Below are 20,566 nucleotides of genomic sequence, written 5' to 3'. Positions count from 1 at the left end.
CTTCCTTAGGACTTGTCCGTAGTATTAGGAGGTTGTTATGAGTAACAAATTTACAGAAGGGGAAGCATATGCTCCTCAGAGATCATTATTTAACGCACTTGGATTCACAAAAGAAGAGATGAAAAAGCCATTGGTTGGTATTGTTAGTTCCTATAACGAGATCGTCCCTGGACATATGAATATTGACAAGATCGTAGAAGCTGTTAAAATGGGAGTAGCAATGGCAGGAGGAACTCCAGTTGTATTTCCTGCAATTGCAGTATGTGATGGTATCGCTATGGGACATGTTGGAATGAAATATTCTCTTGTAACTCGTGATCTGATTGCAGACTCTACTGAATGTATGGCAATGGCTCATCAGTTTGATGCACTTGTTATGGTACCAAACTGTGATAAAAACGTACCGGGGCTTTTAATGGCTGCGGCTCGTGTCAATGTACCTACAGTGTTCGTCAGTGGCGGACCAATGCTCGCCGGGTGCGTAAAAGGAAAGAAAACAAGCCTTTCCAGCATGTTTGAAGCTGTAGGATCTTATGCAGCAGGAAAAATTTCCAAAGAAGAATTGGACGAATTTGAAAATAAAACATGTCCAACTTGTGGTTCTTGTTCAGGAATGTACACAGCGAACTCTATGAACTGCTTGACTGAAGTTCTTGGTATGGGTCTTCGTGGAAATGGAACAATTCCAGCAGTATATTCTGAAAGAATTCGTCTCGCAAAACATGCAGGAATGAAGGTTATGGAACTTCTGGAAAAGAATATTCGCCCAAGAGATATCTTGACAGAAGGAGCTTTTGAAAATGCATTAACTGTTGATATGGCACTTGGATGCAGTACTAACAGTATGCTTCATCTTCCTGCAATCGCACATGAAGCAGGAATTCGTCTGGATCTTGATAAAGCAAATGCTATCAGTGCAAAGACACCAAACCTTTGTCATCTTGCACCAGCAGGACATACTTACATCGAAGAGTTAAATGAAGCTGGTGGTGTTTATGCCGTTATGAATGAATTAAATAAAAAAGGACTTCTTCACACAGATCTTATTACGGTAACAGGAAAAACTGTTGGAGAAAACATTAAAGGATGTGAGAACCGCAATCCGGAAGTTATCCGCCCAATCGACAATCCATACAGCCAGACTGGTGGAATTGCTGTATTAAAAGGAAATTTAGCACCAGATTCCGGGGTTGTAAAACGTTCTGCAGTAGCTCCTGAAATGTTAAAGATGGAAGGACCAGCAAGAGTCTTTGACTGTGAAGAAGATGCAATCAAAGCAATCAAAGGTGGAGATATCAAACCAGGAGATGTTGTTGTGATCCGCTATGAAGGACCAAAAGGAGGTCCTGGTATGAGAGAGATGTTAAATCCAACATCTGCGATCATGGGAATGGGACTTGGATCAAGCGTTGCCTTAATTACAGACGGAAGATTTTCTGGAGCATCCAGAGGAGCATGTATCGGACATGTATCACCGGAGGCAGCTGTAGGTGGACCAATCGCATTGGTTGAAGAAGGAGATATTATTGCAATCGATATCGATGCCAATACATTAAATCTGAAAGTATCCGATGAAGAATTAGCAAAGAGAAAAGAAAACTGGACACCAAGAGAACCAAAAGTTACAACAGGATATCTTGCAAGATATGCATCCTTGGTTACTTCTGGAAACCGTGGCGCAGTTTTGGAAATCAATAAATAGGAAGAAAGAGGGTCAACACAAATGAAACAATTGACTGGTGCTCAGATTGTTTTGGAATGTTTAAAAGAGCAGGGTGTGGATACGATTTTTGGTTATCCAGGTGGAGCAATTTTAAATATTTATGATGAATTATATAAACAAAAAGATGAAATTACACATATCCTTACTTCTCATGAACAGGGAGCATCCCATGCAGCAGATGGATATGCGAGATCGACAGGAAAAGTTGGTGTCTGTTTTGCAACAAGCGGACCAGGAGCAACGAATATCGTAACAGGAATTGCAACTGCATATATGGATTCTGTTCCGATTGTTGCCATTACTTGCAACGTTGGTGTCGGACTTCTTGGAAAAGATAGTTTCCAGGAAGTAGATATCACGGGAATTACCCTTCCGATTACAAAACATAATTTCATTGTTAAAGATATCAATGATTTAGCTGATACGATTCGAAGAGCGTTTCGTATTGCAAAATCAGGAAGACCTGGACCTGTCTTGATTGATATTCCAAAAGATGTTACGGCAGCCAAAGCAATGTATGAAAAGGAAGTTCCGGCAAAGATCATTCGTTCTAGTGAACATATCCGTGAATTGGATATTTATACTGCAATTCAAATGATTGAAGAGTCCGAGAAACCATATATTCTTGTTGGAGGAGGAGCTTCGATTTCAAATGCAGAAGAAGAATTAAAAGAATTCGTCAAAAAAGTTCACTGCCCAGTATGTGATACCTTGATGGGAAAAGGTGCTTTTGATGGAACGGACGCTTTGTATACCGGAATGCTTGGAATGCATGGAACAAAGACATCCGATCTTGGAGTTTCCGAATGTGATCTTTTGATTGCGATTGGAACAAGATTTAGTGACAGAGTCCTTGGAAATCCGAATACTTTTGCAAAGAATGCAAAGATTCTTCAGATTGATATTGATCCAGTTGAAATTGATAAAAATATTATGACTTATGCACATATCATTGGGGATGTAAAAGCAGTATTAACGGTGATCAATCGCCGACTGGAACAGCAAAACCATAATGCATGGGTAAAAAAGGTTATGGAAAATAAAGTAAAATATCCATTATCTTATGATCAGAGCCGTTTGACAGGACCGGGAATCGTAAATGCGATTTATGAAAGAACCAAAGGAGATGCAATTATTACGACAGAAGTCGGACAGCATCAGATGTGGGCGGCTCAGTTCTTCAAATATGATAAGCCACGAAAATTTTTAACGTCTGGTGGTCTTGGAACCATGGGATATGGAATGGGAGCAAGTCTTGGAGCCAAGGTTGGAAATCCAGACAAAGTTGTCATTAATATTGCAGGAGACGGATGTTTCCGAATGAATTTAAATGAATTGGCAACGGCATCCCGTTATAACATTCCAATCATTGAAGTTATTATTAACAACAGTGTTCTTGGAATGGTAAGACAGTGGCAGGATTTATTCTATGAAGAACATTATTCCTATACAACGTTTGAGGATCCAGTGGATTTTGTGAAGGTTGCACAGGGATTTGGCGTGATCGCCAGAAAGGTCACCAATATGGAAGAATTCAAAGATGCCTTCGAAGAAGCTCTTAGTGCCGGAAGACCGGTAGTGTTGGATTGTCATATCGGCATGGATGATAAAGTATGGCCGATGGTAAATCCGGGAGGATCTATCGAAGATGCATTTGATGAATCAGACCTTAAAAAGAAAGAAGAAACAAAGTAGTAGCGTAAAAAGGAGAGAAAGAGAAATGGCACGAGTGTACAACTTTTCAGCAGGTCCGGCAGTTTTGCCAGAGGAAGTGTTAAAAGAAGCAGCAGAAGAAATGCTTGATTACAGAGGATGCGGTATGTCCGTTATGGAGATGAGCCATAGATCGAAAATGTTTGCAGATATCATTGAAGAAGCGGAAGCTGATTTAAGAGATCTAATGAACATACCGGACAACTATAAAGTATTATTCCTTCAAGGTGGAGCTTCGCAGCAGTTCTCGGCAATTCCTATGAACCTGATGAAAAATAAAGTTGCAGACTTTATCATCACAGGACAGTGGGCGAAGAAAGCATATCAGGAAGCAAGCAGATATGGGAAAGCGAATATCCTGGCTTCGTCCGAGGACAAAACATTTACATACATCCCAGATTGTAGTGATCTTCCAGTTTCTGAAGATGCAGACTATGTGTATGTTTGTTATAACAATACAATCTATGGAACAAAATACTGGAATCTTCCAAATACAAAAGGAAAGATTTTAGTAGCAGATATGTCCTCCTGTATTTTATCTGAACCAGTCAATGTAGAAGACTTTGGCGTTATCTACTTTGGAGTACAGAAAAATGTAGGACCTGCAGGAGTTGTTGTGTGCATCGTTCGTGAAGATCTGATTACAGACGATGTACTGCCTGGAACACCAACCATGTTAAAATGGAAAACACAGGCAGATGCCAATTCGTTATATAATACACCTCCATGCTATGGAATTTATATTTGTGGAAAAGTCTTCAAATGGCTGAAAGCTCAGGGAGGACTTGAAGCAATGCAGAAGAGAAATGAGGAAAAAGCAAAAATCTTATATGATTTCCTTGATGAAAGTGAAATGTTTAAAGGAACGGTAGAAAAGAAAGACCGCTCTTTAATGAACGTTCCATTTGTAACTGGAGATAAAGATTTGGATGCAAAATTCGTTCAAGAAGCAAAAGAACAGGGATTTGAAAACCTGAAAGGACATAGAACGGTTGGCGGTATGCGTGCAAGTATCTATAACGCAATGCCAAGAGAAGGTGTTGAAAAATTAGTTGCATTCATGAAGAAATTTGAAGAAGAAAATAAATAAGGAGAAATCATGTATACAGTAAAATGCTTAAATCCTATTTCTAAACAGGGATTAGATTTATTTGATAGTGAATTTGAAGTGATTGATGATTTGGGTGCTGCAGATGCGGTTCTTGTAAGAAGTGCAAAGATGCATGATCTGGAAGTACCAGATAGCATGATCGCAGTTGCAAGAGCAGGAGCGGGAGTGAATAATATTCCGCTTGACGAATATGCAGCAAAAGGAATCACTGTTTTCAATACACCAGGAGCAAATGCAAATGGTGTAAAGGAACTCGTTGTGGCAGGACTTTTACTTGCATCCCGTGATATTATTGGTGGATATAACTGGGTGAAAGAACATGCAGGAGATGAAGATCTCGCAAAGGCAGTAGAAAAACAGAAAAAAGCTTATGCAGGAAATGAATTAAAAGGAAAATCCATTGGTGTCATTGGACTTGGAGCAATCGGAGTTCTGGTAGCGAATATTTGCAATCGCCTTGGAATGAAAGTTTATGGATATGATCCATATGTTTCCGTACGTTCTGCATGGAGCCTGTCAAGAATGGTCAATCACAGTAGTTCCCTGGATGAAATTTTTGAGAAATGTGATTATATCACAGTTCATGTTCCTTGTATTGATTCTACAAGGGGTATGATCAATAAAGAAGCAATCGCGAAGATGAAAGATGGAGTAAATATCTTAAATTTTGCAAGAGGAGAACTTGCAGATGATCAGGCAATCATTGAGGGATTAGCTTCCAATAAAATCAAACATTATGTTACAGACTTCCCGAATCCAACAATTGCAGGAGTAGATAGAGTGATTACAATTCCACATCTTGGAGCTTCTACAGAAGAATCAGAAGACAATTGTGCAGAGATGGCAGTAGATCAGCTGATGAACTATTTAAAAAATGGAAATATCATCAATTCTGTAAACTACCCAAATTGTGATCTTGGAGAAGTAGAGACAGCAAGAATTACCGTTCATCATAAAAATCTTCCGAACATGATCGGACAGCTGACAGCAATCCTTGCGGCAGATAATCATAATATCCAGAACATGTTAAATAAATCTAAAGGAGATTGGGCTTATTCTATGTTGGATATTGAAAGAGAACCATCCAAAGAAGTCATCGAGAAGATGAAGGCCGTCGATGGTGTTGTACGAGTAAGAGTTTTATAGGAGAAAAGAGACAAATGAGTGAAAAATTAAGAGTTGGTATTTTAGGTGCCACAGGTATGGTAGGACAGAGATTTATCGCTTTACTGGAAAATCACCCATGGTTTGAAGTAAAGACATTAGCAGCTAGCCCACGTTCTGCAGGAAAAACATATGAAGAAGCGGTTGGCGGACGTTGGAAAATGGATACTCCAATGCCGGAAGCTGTAAAAAATATCGTTGTAAAAAATGTAAACGAAGTAGAAGAAGTAGCAGCAAGTGTTGATTTTGTATTCAGTGCAGTTGATATGTCCAAAGACGAAATCAAAAAAATCGAAGAAGAATATGCGAAGACAGAAACACCAGTGGTATCAAACAATAGTGCACACCGCTGGACACCAGATGTACCGATGGTTGTTCCTGAAATTAATCCGGAACATTTCGAAGTTATCGAAAGCCAGAAAAAACGTCTTGGAACAACAAAAGGTTTTGTTGCTGTAAAACCAAACTGCTCTATTCAGAGCTATGCGCCAGTTTTAACAGCATGGAAAGAATTTGAACCATACGAAGTTGTAGCAACAACTTACCAGGCAATTTCTGGAGCTGGAAAAACATTTAAAGATTGGCCAGAAATGGAAGGAAATATTATTCCATTCATCGGTGGAGAAGAAGAAAAGAGCGAACAGGAACCGCTTCGTTTATGGGGACATGTGGAAAATGGAGTGATTGTAAAAGCAGAAACTCCAGTGATTACTACACAGTGTATCCGTGTACCAGTATTAAATGGACATACAGCGGCTGTTTTTGTAAAATTCAAAAAGAAACCAACGAAAGAACAGCTGATTGAAAAATTAGTAAACTTCAAAGGACTTCCTCAGGAACTGGAACTTCCAAGTGCACCAAAACAGATGATCCAGTATATGGAAGAAGATAATCGTCCACAGGTAACATTAGATGTTAACTATGAAAATGGAATGGGAATTTCTGTTGGACGTTTAAGAGAAGATACTGTGTATGATTACAAATTTGTCGGACTTTCTCATAACACTGTTCGTGGAGCAGCTGGTGGAGCCGTTCTTTGTGCAGAAACACTGAAAGCAAAAGGTTATATTACAAAGAAATAATCCTTGCAGTGACAATATAAAACAGGTATGATAAAGAAGCATGTATGAAAATTACATGCTTCTTTTTTTCAAACAATTTTATCAAAAGAGGAGAATTTATATGTTACTAAAAGCAAACATAGACTGGAATCAAATGCTTCAGAAATATATGGATGTAGCAATCAGTCTGGCAGGGAAATTAATTGTTGGACTTTTGATTATTTTTGTTGGATTTAAACTCATTCAAATTCTAGTCAAAATTGTAAAAACAGCACTGGAAAAGGCAGATATTGATTATGGTGTGATTTCTTTTTCTTGTTCTTTTCTTAAGATTGCACTTCGTTGTGTTGTCATTTTTATGGCAGTTTCGAATGTCGGTGTTGGAGTAAGTTCGATTGTTGCATTATTAGGTTCTGCCGGGGTAGCTGTTGGTCTTGCTCTGCAGGGTACTTTATCAAATGTTGCTGGTGGAGTTCTTTTATTAATTCTAAAACCATTTCAGGTAGGAGATTATATTGTTTTGACTGGGACAGAATGTGAAGGACAGGTTGCAGCGATGGATATTTTCTATACAAAGCTAAAAACAGTAGATAATCGTGTCATTGTTATACCAAATGGAACTTTAAGTAATTCCAACTTGATTAATAATACAAAACAAGACAAGCGACTGATTGATATTTCTGTTGGAATTTCCTATGATGCAGATATTCGGGAAGCAAAAAGAATCTTAAAAGAAATTGCAGCAAAAGAAACCAGAATTCTCGATGAGGAAGGTGTGAATATTTTTGTGAGTAGTTTAGCGGACAGTGCTGTTATGATGGGAATCCGTTGCTGGGTACCAACCGAAGACTATATCACCACAAAATGGCAATTAAATGAAGAAATTAAATTAAAATTTGATGAAGAGGGGATTGAAATCCCATATCAGAAACTTGACGTATGTATTAAAAATGAAAAAACAACGATTTAGCAGTTTGTTTGGATTTGCATGTGACAGTACGAATCTTTGTGTTTGTGCTGTTATATGCTTTATCGCTGCTTTATGGTTGTTTTTTTCTTTTTGTACTAATTTTATAAAGATGGATTGTTATAGTATATAGAACCGCATAGAGAGGAGGAAAAGGATGAGCATGGATTTCCTGTTGATACAGAAAATAAAAAATGGAGATATGGAAGCTGGGGAGCGTCTGGTAAAAGAACACTATATTGCAATTTTACACCGAATACATTAGTAAATGTAACAGAAATCGTAAAGGATCCAACAGTTTATCAAATGGGGTATTTGTTTTTCGATTGGTACCATGTGTTATGTTAATTTATGTTGTTATTTTGCTGAAAATGTTTTTAGTACCTTTTTGGCTTGTCGAATGACAAATTTTGGTGTATGTTAAATTTACACATAAGATTTGGCTAGGAGGCACAAGAGATGAAAAGAAGAAAAAGAAAATTGTATCAAAGAATAAAAATTATTTGTATCATTGTTTGCCTTTTTTTGCTTGGGCGTTCGATGTATCATCAATTTTCTATGTCTGGAAATGGCGGTGTGCATGTTTCCTATTACTCACAAAAGGATCCTAGATGGGCAAATCTTAACTTTGGTGGAAGTACGATTGCAAAATCCGGATGTGGACCAACGAGTATGTCCATTTGTATTTCTACCTTATTAAAAAAGACTGTGACTCCAGTAACAACCTGTAAGTGGGCAGCGATTCATGGTTATTATGTCAAAGGTTCTGGGTGGTCGCATACAGTGATTCCAGCATTAGCAAAACATTATGGATTGAATTGTGAGGGCATTGGTGATGATAAACAAAAATTGATTAGGGCGTTAAAGAAGAAACAATTAGTCGTAGCAATTATGAAGAAGGGACATTTTACACAAACGGGACATTATATTGTACTTCGCGGAATGACCAAGAATGGAAAAATCCTTGTTGCAGATTGTGGAGATCGTAAGAGAAACGGAGCGTGGAATTTTGATACGATTTATGAAGAAGCCAGAAGTGAGGCAGGTGCGGGAGGTCCATTTTGGATTATTTCTACCAAAGATTGAATCATTTTTTTTCAAAATACATGGTAAAAAATTCCTTTCTTGGCAAGGTTATTCAAGGATGTATACAATGTTTTATTAATCGTAGAAATTTAATAATTGTAAATAGGGCTGTCTGAGTGGATTTTTTAATAAGATACGAAGGCAGTTTTTTCTTTTGAAAGACAGGAATCAAGATGGTTTGTATTTTCTCCATTTGATTCCTGTCAGTTCCATTTTTTCCATGATAGACTGATATTGTTACATCAAACCTAGGCTGAAATATTTGAAAAAAAGGAAAGAGGACGATCCAATTGACCGGTGATGGGGATGTCCGGGAAAGGAGAAAAAATGACACAAAAAATGACAGGGAAGCCAAGTATTGATCGTCCATGGATGCAGTACTATCCACCGCAGATGATAGAGGGGCTGCGAGTTCCAGAAAGTACTGTTTATGATTATCTTAAGGAAAGATGTCCAGGGGAGGATGTCGTAGCAATTCATTATTATGGACATGAAATTTTATGGAAAGAAGTTTATGAACAAGTCGATAAGGTAGCCTGCTCATTAAGAGCTATTGGATTTGGGGTAGGAGATGAAATTCCAGTTTTTTTGAGATCTGTTCCAGAGTTTCTTTATTTGCTGCTTGCTGCAGAGAAGATAGGGGCTTCTCTTCTCTGTCGCGACAATACATTAAAAGAAAATGTAGAGGCAGTGAAAAAAAGTGGTGCAAAAATGATGATTGCTCATGATTTTCTTTCTCATGAGGAATTAAATGTGTACAGAAAAGAAGGAGGCGTGAGGGGTGCTGTCCTTTTAAGTCCAATTCGTAGTGCAGATCGAACAGAAATTCCAGATTACAGCTGGAAATATTTAGATGATCATTATACAGAAAATCCAGCTTATGGACCATGCACGATGTCTTGGGATGAGTTTTTGAAACTTGGGGAAGCATTTAATGGAACTGTGGAAGCTTCAAAAGACATTCATCGTCCGCTGTTTCGGGCTTATACAAGTGGTTCGACAGGGCCGTCAAAGCAGGTGATTCATTCTGCTCATACAATGGTTGGAAATATCCATCAGATGAATTTTTATGGGGCATCTGGTGAATTCCGTCCGACTTGGATGGTGACACAGTTACCGCCAACACTCGTGGCAGTCGTTGCCGCAATGATATTAATGCCGCTGGCATCAAATAAACTTTTGATTTTATGTCCGTTTGTAGATCCAATGGATGTGGATCTTGAGATGATGAGGTATCGTCCAAATTGCTGGCCATTAATTCCAATGTTTATAGAAAATGTTATGAGAAACGGCCGTGTACCGGATGATTATGATATGTCACATTTAATTTCTGCAGGGGCTGGATCAGAAGCTTATAATAATCAACAGTTAAAAAGAGCACAAAAGTTTTTAGAAGATCATAATTGTAAAGCACGTTTTACAACGGGATATGGTTGTAGTGAGGCAGGATCTAATATGACTCTTCCAATGACGAAACAACCAATTGGAGATGGAAATGTTGGTATACCTGTACCATTGACTCTGATTTCTATTTTTAAACCAGGAACAGAGGAGGAACTTACTTATAATACCTTCGGGGAAATTTGTCAAAGTGGTCCGGGAACGATGATTGGATATGATAATCCAGAAGCTACAAAAAAAGCAATTAAGGTTCATGCAGATGGAAAACGCTGGCTTCATACTGGAGACATCGGATATATGAAAGAAGATGGAACGGTCTATGCATTAACAAGAGGAAGTGCACCTCGTTATGGTGGCGGAGATTTGGCAACGCTTCCAATGGAAAATCGTCTGGCGGATGCACAAATTCCTGGAATTGATGATGAGTTTTTTGTTATTGTACCGGATCCCGATCACCTATGGTGTTTTTTACCATATTTATTTGTTGTGCTGAAAGAAGGTTATGGTGTAGAGGATATAAAAGATCAGGTGATGGAGAGCCTGGAAGAATATATGCAGCCAGTACAAATCATTCAGATACCGGAACGTCCGTTTTTCCACTATAAAACCAATCGTATTGGACTTGGACGAGAAATTATGGAAGGAAAATTTGAAAAAGATGAAAAGAAGTAAATTTTCAGGATGGGGTGTTCTTGCTGCAATGTTTTTCTTTTCCTTTTTTGCAACTGCCATTTATAGCAACTGTCTGTCTTTGTACATGCACCCGGTATGCAATGCTCTGAACTTATCAAGCACAACGCCATGGTCTATGATTAATTTGATTGCGGCATTTACAAGTGCAGCGGGAGCTATCATTATTGCAGGTTTTTATCAAAAAAAGAATTGGAAGGTATGTATGCTTATTTGTATCATAGGAAGTGGCATACTCTTTGCATTGGCCAGTATTTGCACAGCAATTTGGCAGTTTTATATTATTTTTGCGATTAGTAATCTTTTTCTGGCAGGATTGACACAGCTGCCAGTTTCCATGTTAATTACAGCATGGTTTGAAGATAAGCGTTCCATTGCAATGTCCATTGCTTTTTGCGGCTCTAGTATAGGGACTGCCATATGGTCCCCGATTCTTTCTAAAATGATTGCATCTGGCAATGATGGCTATCGATATGCATTTATTTTCAGTGGAGGAGTGGTAACAATAGCGCTTGTCGTTTTGTGTGTGCTCTTTGTAAAACGTTCTCCACAGGAATGCGGGCAAGAACCATATCGTTATAATTCTTTCAAAAAAGAAAAGAAAAAGCAAGAAGATCAGACCGAAAATACATGGATTGGTGTCAGCAAAAGAACAGGGACAAGATCAGGAGCCTTTGGTGCAATGATAGGAACCGTATTGCTTGTTGGGGCATTGGCTTCTGGTGTTACAACCCATGTGCCGAATTATTTAATTTCCATAGGATGGACAACACAGGAAGCTGGCTATCTGCTATCAATTTATTCGATTGTTGTCCTTGTATCAATGTTGCTAGGTGGATTTTTTATGGATAAGGTTGGAATTTCCAATACTGTTTTGGCAGCATCTACGCTTGTCATTCTTGGAATGCTAAGTTTGGCATTCTCGCAGGCAGATAAAAAGTTTGCATGGGGATATTGTGTTTTCTTTGGACTTTCGATGTGCCTTCCACGACTGTTGCCATCCGTTCTTACATCCACGGTGTTTGGCACAAAAGAATATGCAGGTATATATGCATTTTTAAATTTATTTTTCTTGATTGGAGCAGCTTTGGGATCTGTATTAACAAGTATTGTGCAAGGGATTTTTGGCTATCAGATTACATGGGTTCTTTATGCTGTTTTTGCGGCAATGTTGTATATTTGTGTAAAAGCAGCATTGGCAGCTGGAGAAAAATTAAGAAAAAAATACCCATTGGGAGAAACAATATAAAAAGATAAAAAGAAAAACAATCAAAAAGCGATTGCTTAAAGATTGTTTTTCTTTTCTTTTATCCAGTTTTTTACGATATCAACTTGTTCGCAAATCCAATTTTGTTTTTTATAAATAAAGAAACTAAGGAGAATCAAGATAAGAAGCGGCAAGATAATTTTGACTGAGGAGATCCAGTAAGATACAGATCGGTTGCCCTCATAAGTAAGCTTCATTGTATTTCCTTTTATCTTATACTGAGCCAGAATCTGAAGCGTTTCATTTCCGTTAGCAAGTCTTGAGATTTTACGTTCTGATATGGAATCTCTATCCATAGCTAAGATACATTTTTCTGGTGTCATGGAAACTTTTGTAGAATCATCATTGCTGACACTTGCTAAAGTATAAGTACCTGTTGCAGAATTTCCTATATTTTTTAAGGTAATAACATCTTCAAATGATGTTAAGGCACCACGAAACATAGAATGTTTCGAAGATACTTGAAAAGAACTTCCAGGAAAAAGATCGGATAAGTCTTTTGTGCAATCTTTTACGGAGCCCTCCTGTAGGAAAGACAGCGTTTTTCCTTTGATTTTTATATCAGAAATCGTTGGTTTAGAAAAAGCTTCTTTTAGTTTTTCAATTTCTCGTTCTTCATATGGATGGTCCATATGAAAGATAAATTTGCGTCGAATATCTTTTGCATTATGCCACAAGGTAAGAATTTCATAATTTAATAAAGATTGTTTTTTTATATTAGAAAAATCTAATGTTTTTTGGCGAAAAGAATCTTTAGCAATTTGTTTTCCGTTCATAGTATAAGTGACAGGAACGGTTCCGTTTTTTTGTACAAAATTGGAAAAGTCCAAGGCTTCCTTATATTGAATTTGAAAAGTAAATGGCTCTTCTTTCTTGAGATGAAGAGAAGTTGTGCCATAAGATGAATCTGAGTGTAAGACATCTCTTGTCTTTGCAGCAAGATCTGTAAAATGATCAGCATTGATTGTGATAACGGCTGTTTTTCCATCTTTGGCTCCTTGAAAAGAAAGATTTTGTCCTTTAAAATAGTTTGTGATTTTTCCACCATTCTGGTCCAGAACTTTTTGTGGAATTTGAAAGGAAATGGTTCGTTTGAATGATCCGTCTTCCTGTCTGGTCGTATCAATGGCGATCGAGGAAAGTTCTGTATAATTCATTTTTTCAATAGAAATTTTATCCTTACATGAATAAGTTTGATGACCAATCGAGACAGAAGTTTCTTTTAAATCCCAAAGATCATCGACGGAATCTTTTGTAATATATTTTTTCTCATAAAGAGCAGTATAAAGCCATGTCATTAAATCTTTGGATGAAAAATTTTCCTTATAAATCACTCCAGATACAAAAGGAGAATCGTTATATTTCCATGTAATTTTTGGGGAAAAGTTTAAAATGTCTGCCACTTTTTCTTTATAATCTTTGAAAGAAGAGAAAGAAAGAGAAAAGGTATAGACGGTCTGTTCATCCTTGGTATGTTTCTTCCACGTCATTCCTTTTGGACAGGAACTTTCAATGATATTATCAAGATCATTCATATTTCCTTGAAAGGCTTTTTTAAAGTCATTGGAAGAAAAGGTACAAGACATGACTCTTGTACCTGAAAAATTTTCGTCAAGTTTTACATTACTTGTAAGTTCTACCCCACATCCGCAAAGGAAGATTAGAGCAAACAGTAAACTAGTCAGAAAAATTTTTTTCTTCATGAAAGTCTCCTTTTTGTTAGTTTAAACTTTGAAGGTAAGCTTCATTTGCTTCCAGGACTTTTTCCATAGCAGCATGTCCAGGAGCACCAATGGTATTACGTTTTTCAACACATGTTTGCATGCTGATAGCTTCGTAAATATCCTCTTCAAAAACAGGGCTGATCTTTTTATATTCTTCAAGGGAAAGATCATCCAGAGGGATATTTTTTTCGATACAAAGAAGAACAAGCTGTCCAACAATTCCATGGGCATCACGGAATGGAACACCATGATTTACTAAATAATCAGCAGCATCCGTTGCGTTAGTAAATCCATGTTTTGCACTTGCTTCCATACGATCATAGTGGAATGTCATTGTTTTAATCATTCCATGGAATAGAGAAATACATCCCTTTACAGTATCAATGGCATCGAAAGTTAATTCTTTATCTTCCTGCATATCTTTGTTATAAGCCAAAGGAATTCCCTTCATTGTGGTAAGAATGGAAGTCAGAGCACCGTAAACACGTCCAGTTTTTCCACGGACAAGCTCAGCGATGTCTGGATTTTTCTTCTGAGGCATGATACTGCTTCCGGTACTGAAACCGTCATCAATAGAAACAAACTGATATTCATTGGAATTCCATAAGATAATTTCTTCACAAAAACGGCTTAAATGCATCATGATGGTTGATAATGCAGAAAGCAGTTCGATCACATAATCACGATCAGAAACAGAATCCATACTATTTAATGTTGGTCCATAAAAATCAAGCAGTTTTGCTGTTTGTTCTCGATCGAGAGGATAAGTTGTTCCAGCCAAAGCTCCAGCTCCTAATGGGCAGTAATTCATTCTCTCATAAATATCACACAGACGGCTATAATCTCTTTTAAACATTTCCATGTATGCACCGATATGGTGAGCAAGAGTGACTGGCTGTGCTTTTTGTAAATGTGTAAAACCAGGCATAAATGCATCAATGTTATCTTTCATCATCTGGTGAAGTGTCATCATCAGTTCTTTTACGAGTTCTTTGATTTCAACGATCTCATCTCTTGTATAAAGTTTCATATCAAGGGCAACCTGGTCGTTACGGCTACGTCCGGTATGAAGTTTTTTTCCAACATCACCGATACGGTCAATCAAATTTGCTTCTACAAAACTATGAATATCTTCATATTTACTTGTAATTTCAATATTCCCATTTTCGATATCTTTTAAAATACTATTGAGTCCGTCGATGATCTGATCTTTTTCGTCATCTGTCAAAACGCCTACGCTTGCAAGCATGGTAACATGGGCAATGCTTCCACAGATATCCTGACGGTAAAACTTTTGGTCAAAAGAAATGGAAGCGTTGAAATTGTAAACTAACTGGTCTGTTTCTTTTGTAAAACGACCACCCCATAATTGTGCCATAAATAAATTCCTCTTTTCTGTATATTTTCTTTTATATTTTACATGATACTTCTTGATTTTTCCATAGAATTTTGATTTTCTTAAGAATATATGGAAAAGTAAGTGCACACAATAGAAATAAGAAAAAAGAACAGGTGGGATTATGGAGAGACGATTAAAGATAGAAAAACACTTGATATTATTTATGATAGGCGGAATGGCCTATTTTTTTCTGGAAGTGCTTGTGCGTGGATATTCCCATTATACGATGTTTTTATGTGGCGGTGCTTGTTTCCTATGTTGCGGTCTACTAAATGAAAATGTAAAAATGAAGATGAGTTTTATCAGCCAGATGGTTGTTTCCGCTGGGATTATCACGGCATTAGAATTTATAACCGGATTGATTGTAAATGTATGGCTTAAAATGGATATCTGGGATTATTCAAATCTTCCGTATAATTTTATGGGACAGATTTGTCTGTTATATTCCGTTCTTTGGTTTTTTGTGTCAAGTGTGGCCATTGTGATGGATGATTTTTTAAGATATAAATTGTTTCACGAGGAAAAACCGCATTATAAAATCTTCTAAAAAAGGGAATAAAAGCAGTCGACAAGATGGGGTGTATCTGCTATGGTAATAAATAAGAAAGAAAAACGGAGGAAGAATTTATGAAAATTACCATAGGAAAGAAGATGAAGGTTGGTATTGCTCTTTTGATCGTTGCCCTTGCGGCTATTTTTATGTTAAGTCCCTCTTCTTTTGGAAAATATAGTGATGGTGCAGCACAAGTACAGGTCACATCTTCGTTGACAGTGTCGAAGGATGCAAAGGGAAAAAAGAAACAAGATGTTTACACTTTTAAAAGAGGTTCGAAAGAATTTCAAAAAATTGCAGCAATTTTAGATGATGCGTCATATCATTTTACTTTTAAGACATTTACTAATTCTTCGCAATTTGGGCAGAGAAGTCAGGCAGAGATGGTGCTGATCCTTGACAAAAATGTACTGATTTTTAGTAATTCTGGAGAGATTATAATTAATAATAGAGTTTATCACGTCGGGTATTTTGGAGCTGATGCCGGACAGAAAATGATAAAAAAAATCAATGCAGTTGTTCTTGCAAAGAAAAAATAAAGAAGATAAACCGTCTGGCTGACAGTCAGGCGGTTTTGTGTTATAATGAAAAACAATAATAAAAAGAAAAGAATACTTGATTAACAGGAGGAAATATACACATGGGAAAAGTAATTTTAACCGGGGACCGTCCGACAGGACGCCTGCATGTAGGACATTATGTGGGGTCCTTAAGAAGAAGGGTGGAGCTTCAAAACTCCGGAAATTACAGTGATATTTATATTATGATTGCGGATGCACAGGCATTGACAGATAATGCAGAACATCCGGAAAAAGTAAGACAAAATATTGTAGAGGTAGCACTTGATTATCTCTCTGCGGGAATGGATCCGGAAATATCTACAATTTTTATTCAGTCAATGGTTCCAGAGCTATTTGAAATGACGGCTTATTATATGAATCTTGTTACCGTTTCAAGACTTCAGAGAAATCCAACGGTAAAGAGTGAGATTCATATGCGTAATTTTGAAGCAAGCATTCCCGTTGGATTTTTTACTTATCCAATCAGCCAGGCAGCAGATATTACCGCTTTCCAGGCGAATGTCGTACCGGCAGGAGAAGATCAGATGCCAATGGTAGAACAGACGAGAGAGATTGTTCATAAATTCAATACTGTTTATGGAGAAGATGTTCTGACAATGCCAGAAATTTTACTTCCAGACAATGACGTTTGTCGTCGTTTACCAGGAATCGATGGAAAAGCAAAGATGAGCAAATCATTAAATAACTGTATTTATCTTGCAGATTCCAAAGAAGATGTAAAGAAAAAAGTAATGTCGATGTTTACCGATCCAAATCATTTAAAGATCACAGATCCTGGACAGGTTGAAGGAAATACTGTTTTTACTTATCTGGATGCATTTTGTAAAGATGAATATTTTGCTCAGTTCCTTCCAGATTATAAAAATTTAGATGAATTAAAGGAACATTATCAAAGAGGTGGTCTTGGCGATGTAAAAATCAAAAAGTTCTTAAATAAAGTATTGGAAGCGGAACTTGAGCCAATTCGTGAAAGAAGAAAATATTGGGAACAGAACATTCCAAAAGTATATGAAATTCTGAAAGCAGGAAGCGAAAAAGCAGAAAGTGTAGCCGCAGCTACTTTGGCAAAAATGAAAGAAGCCATGAAGATCAATTATTTTGAAGATAGCGCGCTGATTGCAGAGCAGATTGAAAAATATCAGGGAAAATAAAAAAGACAAAACATGGAGGGCCTAACGATGAGTGATGTATTAGAAACGATCAAAACAAGAAGAAGTATTCGTAAATTTAAGCCAGATATGATTCCAAAAGATCTTTTGGAAAAAATTATTGAAGCAGGAACTTATGCGGCAACAGGAATGGGAAAACAGTCACCGATCATTCTTGCTATAACCAAAAAGGAACTCCGTGACCAGTTGTCCGAATGGAATGCCAAAATTATGGGAACAGATACCGATCCGTTTTATGGAGCTCCAGTAGTTCTTGTGGTTCTTGCAAATAAGGAACGCCCAACAGCCCTTTATGATGGAAGTCTTGTTATGGGAAATCTAATGCTTGAAGCACATGCTCTTGGAATCGGAAGCTGTTGGATTCACAGAGCAAAAGAAGAATTTGAATCAGAAGAGGGAAAAGAATTATTAAAGTCTCTTGGAATTGAAGGAGATTATGAAGGAATTGGTCATTGTGTCCTTGGATATGTAGATGGAGAATATCCAAAAGCTCCTGAAAGAAAAGAAAACTGGGTATATTATGTAGAATAAGATTCATGTGTATAATAAGGGGCTGTAAAAAAACTCCCTTAGAAAAAAGTCGCCCAGACCTGATATGTACCCAGAATTCTGGACGCATATTTATAAGTTAGGCGGACATCATGGATGCTTCTCTGTATTTTACAGGAAGCATCCATTTTGTTTTTGCCTGGATTCGTTTGTTATTATAGTAATCAATATATTCATCAATAGCAATTGCAAATTCTTCAAATGATGTATAATCTTTTTCAAAACCATAATACAGTTCTGTTTTTATTCTTCCAAAGAATGTTTCCATGATGCAATTATCGTAGCAATTCCCCTTTCTAGACATAGATTGAATTATTCCATGTTCTTTCAAACGATTTCGATAATAAGCATGTTGATATTGCCATCCTTGATCAGAGTGCAAAATTAAACCGTTTACAGAAGAATACTTATCAAAGGCTTTATCAAGCATTCTTTTTATTTGTTCTAAATTAGGACTTAGCGCTAAATCATATGAAATAATCTCATTTGTATTCATATCCAAAATAGGAGAAAGATAGCATTTTCCCCACGAAAAACTAAATTGGGATACATCTGTTGTCCACTTTTGCAGAGGTAAAGTAGTTGAAAAATCTCTATTAATTACATTGTCGGCCACTTTCCCAACTTCACCTTTATAAGAATGATATTTTTCTTTTGGACGTTTTCCAAATAATCCAGCGTCATGCATAAGACGTTGAACTCTCTTATGATTTACGTTGTAGCCACGATTTTTTAATTCCATATAAACTCTGCGTACCCCATATCTGCCTTTGTTTTCTACGAATATTTTTTTAATAACTAGAAGTAATTCTTTATTTCGTATAGCAACTGGATCTGTTTTGTTAATTTCAAAATAGTATGTAGAACGCGCCATATTCATAGCCTTTAACAAGTGTTTTAACAGATATCCTTTTTCTTTGAGTTCTTTGATGATTGCTGCTTTTTCGCCTTGAGTAGCGCAGCTTCCCTTTCTTCTCTCAAGGCGATCTCTTTTTTTATTACTTCATTTTCTGCTTTAATATAAGTAATTTCAGCTCGTAAACGAATCAGTTCTTCATATTCAGACTCATTTAATTTACGTGGATTATTTATGTTCATCTTTTTCATTGCGGACTCCTTTGGTTTTCGCCCTTTTCTTCGGTCTACAAGTCCATTATAACCCCATATTTTATATTTGCGAATCCATTGAGCAAGTAATCCACTGTTTATACCCACAGTATAAGCAACTGAAGTAATAGTATCTCCAGCTATAACTCGTGCAACAAGTTCATATTTTTCCTCTGGAGACCACTTTTTATTTGTACCACAGTGTTTTAAACAATCAGAAGTATTTGATTCTTCCAAATGATGCCATCTGACAATCATGTCATGAAAATTTTTTAGATTTATTATATCATTGGGTGCATCAATCCATTTTCCTTGGCGATACAATTCAACAGCTTTTTTCTTAAATTCGTAAGTATAACGCATAAAAATACCCCTTTTACTGGATGTCCAGTAAAAGGGGTACATATCAGGTCTGAGCGACTTTTTGGTATAATAAGTTATGCGACTAACTCAAAAAACCAATGTTAATTATACAGCTCGTCAGCTGAAATTACCATTGGAAATCGAAAAATTAATTGATATTTCTGATCCGGTATATACTTTTTGTGAGGTTATGGATCACATCGACCTATCAAGATATTTTGTAGAGAAAGGCTATAAAACAGGTCGTCCAAGATGGGATGAACAAAAGCTCCTTAAAGTAATACTCTTTGCATTTATGGAAAATGGTATCTGTTCGTTGCGAGAGATTGAAAAGTTTTGTCGGAATGACATTCGTTACCTGTATCTTCTTGATGGGATGAAAGCACCTTCTTTTGGTAACTTAATTCGAAATGAACTGACAGATTCTGTCGAGCAAATATTCACAGACATTAAGGCATATATTTTTGCCAAAGATCATGTGGATCTGCAGCATACATACATTGACGGCACAAAAATAGAAGCAAATGCGAATCGTTATACTTGGGTATGGAAAAAATCTTGTACAAAAAACAGACAGAAAGTTTTTGAAAAAATTTCACTTTTAATTGATTCCATGAATCAGGAAGTGCTTAGGTATCTTGGAATAGAGATTGAAAAACGTGAAGTGTATGCAGTTGATTATGTTTCTGAACTACTACTGATGTACAAAAAAGCAACCAAACTTGATGAAAGCTCGTTTGCTTTCGGACGCGGTCATAGAAAAGATATTTGGCAAAAACAATTCGAAAAGTTGCAGGAATACCAGGAGCGTCTGAAAATCTATGCATGTCATATAAAAATTTGTGGCGAAGAAAGAAACAGCTATTCCAAAACAGATCATGACGCTACTTTTATGCGCTTGAAGCGCGATTATATGGGAAACGATCAGCTTCTTCCAG

General features: G+C 37.0%; 18 protein-coding genes. 14 read left to right on the top strand and 4 right to left on the bottom strand.

What is annotated here, in order from left to right; genetic code table 11:
- The first annotated feature begins 37 nt into the window (after window positions 1-37).
- The 9 genes from ilvD to KQI71_RS00050 all read left to right on the top strand — a co-directional run bounded on the left by ilvD (window position 38) and on the right by KQI71_RS00050 (window position 12,165).
- Window positions 38-1,702, top strand: coding sequence for a dihydroxy-acid dehydratase (ilvD, locus tag KQI71_RS00090; RefSeq protein WP_216432879.1), 1,665 nt, complete (start codon window positions 38-40; stop codon window positions 1,700-1,702).
- 21 nt (window positions 1,703-1,723) lie between these two features.
- Window positions 1,724-3,418, top strand: a complete 1,695-nt coding sequence (ilvB, locus tag KQI71_RS00085) for a biosynthetic-type acetolactate synthase large subunit (RefSeq protein ID WP_216432876.1) — start codon at window positions 1,724-1,726, stop codon at window positions 3,416-3,418.
- Window positions 3,419-3,443: 25 nt separating this feature from the next.
- Entirely contained in the window at window positions 3,444-4,526 is a 1,083-nt protein-coding gene (gene serC, locus KQI71_RS00080) for a 3-phosphoserine/phosphohydroxythreonine transaminase (RefSeq protein WP_216432874.1), read from the top strand.
- A gap of 9 nt (window positions 4,527-4,535) precedes the next feature.
- The gene (locus KQI71_RS00075) at window positions 4,536-5,693 is read left to right on the top strand and encodes a phosphoglycerate dehydrogenase (protein WP_216432872.1); all 1,158 of its coding nucleotides are present in this window, start codon (window positions 4,536-4,538) and stop codon (window positions 5,691-5,693) included.
- A 14-nt stretch (window positions 5,694-5,707) separates the two neighbouring features.
- The gene (gene asd / locus KQI71_RS00070; RefSeq protein ID WP_216432870.1) at window positions 5,708-6,793 is read left to right on the top strand and encodes an aspartate-semialdehyde dehydrogenase; all 1,086 of its coding nucleotides are present in this window, start codon (window positions 5,708-5,710) and stop codon (window positions 6,791-6,793) included.
- 100 nt (window positions 6,794-6,893) lie between these two features.
- Window positions 6,894-7,742 carry a mechanosensitive ion channel family protein gene (locus tag KQI71_RS00065; RefSeq protein ID WP_216432868.1) on the top strand — a complete coding sequence of 283 codons (849 nt, stop codon included), beginning with the start codon at window positions 6,894-6,896 and terminating at the stop codon, window positions 7,740-7,742.
- A gap of 456 nt (window positions 7,743-8,198) precedes the next feature.
- The gene (locus tag KQI71_RS00060) at window positions 8,199-8,825 is read left to right on the top strand and encodes a C39 family peptidase (RefSeq protein ID WP_216432866.1); all 627 of its coding nucleotides are present in this window, start codon (window positions 8,199-8,201) and stop codon (window positions 8,823-8,825) included.
- Window positions 8,826-9,152: 327 nt separating this feature from the next.
- Window positions 9,153-10,898, top strand: coding sequence for a class I adenylate-forming enzyme family protein (locus KQI71_RS00055; protein ID WP_253287853.1), 1,746 nt, complete (start codon window positions 9,153-9,155; stop codon window positions 10,896-10,898).
- Window positions 10,885-12,165, top strand: coding sequence for an MFS transporter (locus tag KQI71_RS00050; protein WP_216432864.1), 1,281 nt, complete (start codon window positions 10,885-10,887; stop codon window positions 12,163-12,165). The genes KQI71_RS00055 and KQI71_RS00050 overlap by 14 nt, the downstream gene beginning before the upstream one ends.
- Window positions 12,166-12,200: 35 nt before the next feature.
- Here KQI71_RS00050 and KQI71_RS00045 read toward each other — a convergent pair whose 3' ends face one another.
- On the bottom strand, window positions 12,201-13,886 hold the full coding sequence (locus tag KQI71_RS00045; protein ID WP_216432863.1) for a hypothetical protein: 1,686 nt from the start codon (window positions 13,884-13,886) through the stop codon (window positions 12,201-12,203).
- Window positions 13,887-13,902: 16 nt separating this feature from the next.
- Entirely contained in the window at window positions 13,903-15,285 is a 1,383-nt protein-coding gene (gene argH, locus KQI71_RS00040; RefSeq protein WP_216432861.1) for an argininosuccinate lyase, read from the bottom strand.
- 142 nt (window positions 15,286-15,427) lie between these two features.
- Here argH and KQI71_RS00035 point away from each other — a divergent pair, with 142 nt between their 5' ends.
- The 4 genes from KQI71_RS00035 (at window position 15,428) to KQI71_RS00020 (ending at window position 18,140) form a co-directional block, all read left to right on the top strand.
- On the top strand, window positions 15,428-15,853 hold the full coding sequence (locus tag KQI71_RS00035; protein WP_216432859.1) for a putative ABC transporter permease: 426 nt from the start codon (window positions 15,428-15,430) through the stop codon (window positions 15,851-15,853).
- Between the two features lie 80 nt (window positions 15,854-15,933).
- Window positions 15,934-16,398: a hypothetical protein gene (locus KQI71_RS00030; RefSeq protein ID WP_216432857.1), complete on the top strand. Its 465-nt coding sequence runs from the start codon at window positions 15,934-15,936 to the stop codon at window positions 16,396-16,398.
- A gap of 101 nt (window positions 16,399-16,499) precedes the next feature.
- The gene (gene trpS / locus KQI71_RS00025; protein WP_216432855.1) at window positions 16,500-17,591 is read left to right on the top strand and encodes a tryptophan--tRNA ligase; all 1,092 of its coding nucleotides are present in this window, start codon (window positions 16,500-16,502) and stop codon (window positions 17,589-17,591) included.
- Between the two features lie 27 nt (window positions 17,592-17,618).
- Window positions 17,619-18,140 (top strand): nitroreductase, encoded by a 522-nt coding sequence (locus KQI71_RS00020; RefSeq protein WP_216432853.1) that lies wholly within the window; start codon window positions 17,619-17,621, stop codon window positions 18,138-18,140.
- Between the two features lie 97 nt (window positions 18,141-18,237).
- Here the strand turns inward: KQI71_RS00020 and KQI71_RS00015 are convergent, their stop codons facing one another.
- Both KQI71_RS00015 and KQI71_RS00010 read right to left on the bottom strand, forming a co-directional pair.
- Window positions 18,238-19,089 (bottom strand): IS3 family transposase, encoded by an 852-nt coding sequence (locus KQI71_RS00015; protein WP_330655209.1) that lies wholly within the window; start codon window positions 19,087-19,089, stop codon window positions 18,238-18,240.
- Window positions 19,056-19,628 (bottom strand): transposase, encoded by a 573-nt coding sequence (locus KQI71_RS00010; RefSeq protein WP_253287852.1) that lies wholly within the window; start codon window positions 19,626-19,628, stop codon window positions 19,056-19,058. The genes KQI71_RS00015 and KQI71_RS00010 overlap by 34 nt, the downstream gene beginning before the upstream one ends.
- A 76-nt stretch (window positions 19,629-19,704) precedes the next feature.
- Between KQI71_RS00010 and KQI71_RS00005 the strand changes: the two genes are divergently transcribed.
- Window positions 19,705-20,566 (top strand): transposase (locus tag KQI71_RS00005; protein WP_216432850.1); only part of this gene is annotated, 862 nt, incomplete at its 3' end.

It is taken from the genome of Anaerostipes sp. MSJ-23, from assembly GCF_018918155.1.
In the GTDB taxonomy this organism is placed as follows: domain Bacteria; phylum Bacillota; class Clostridia; order Lachnospirales; family Lachnospiraceae; genus Anaerostipes.
Note: the sequence above shows the minus strand (reverse complement) of the source record. Positions and strands in the feature narration are given on the sequence as shown.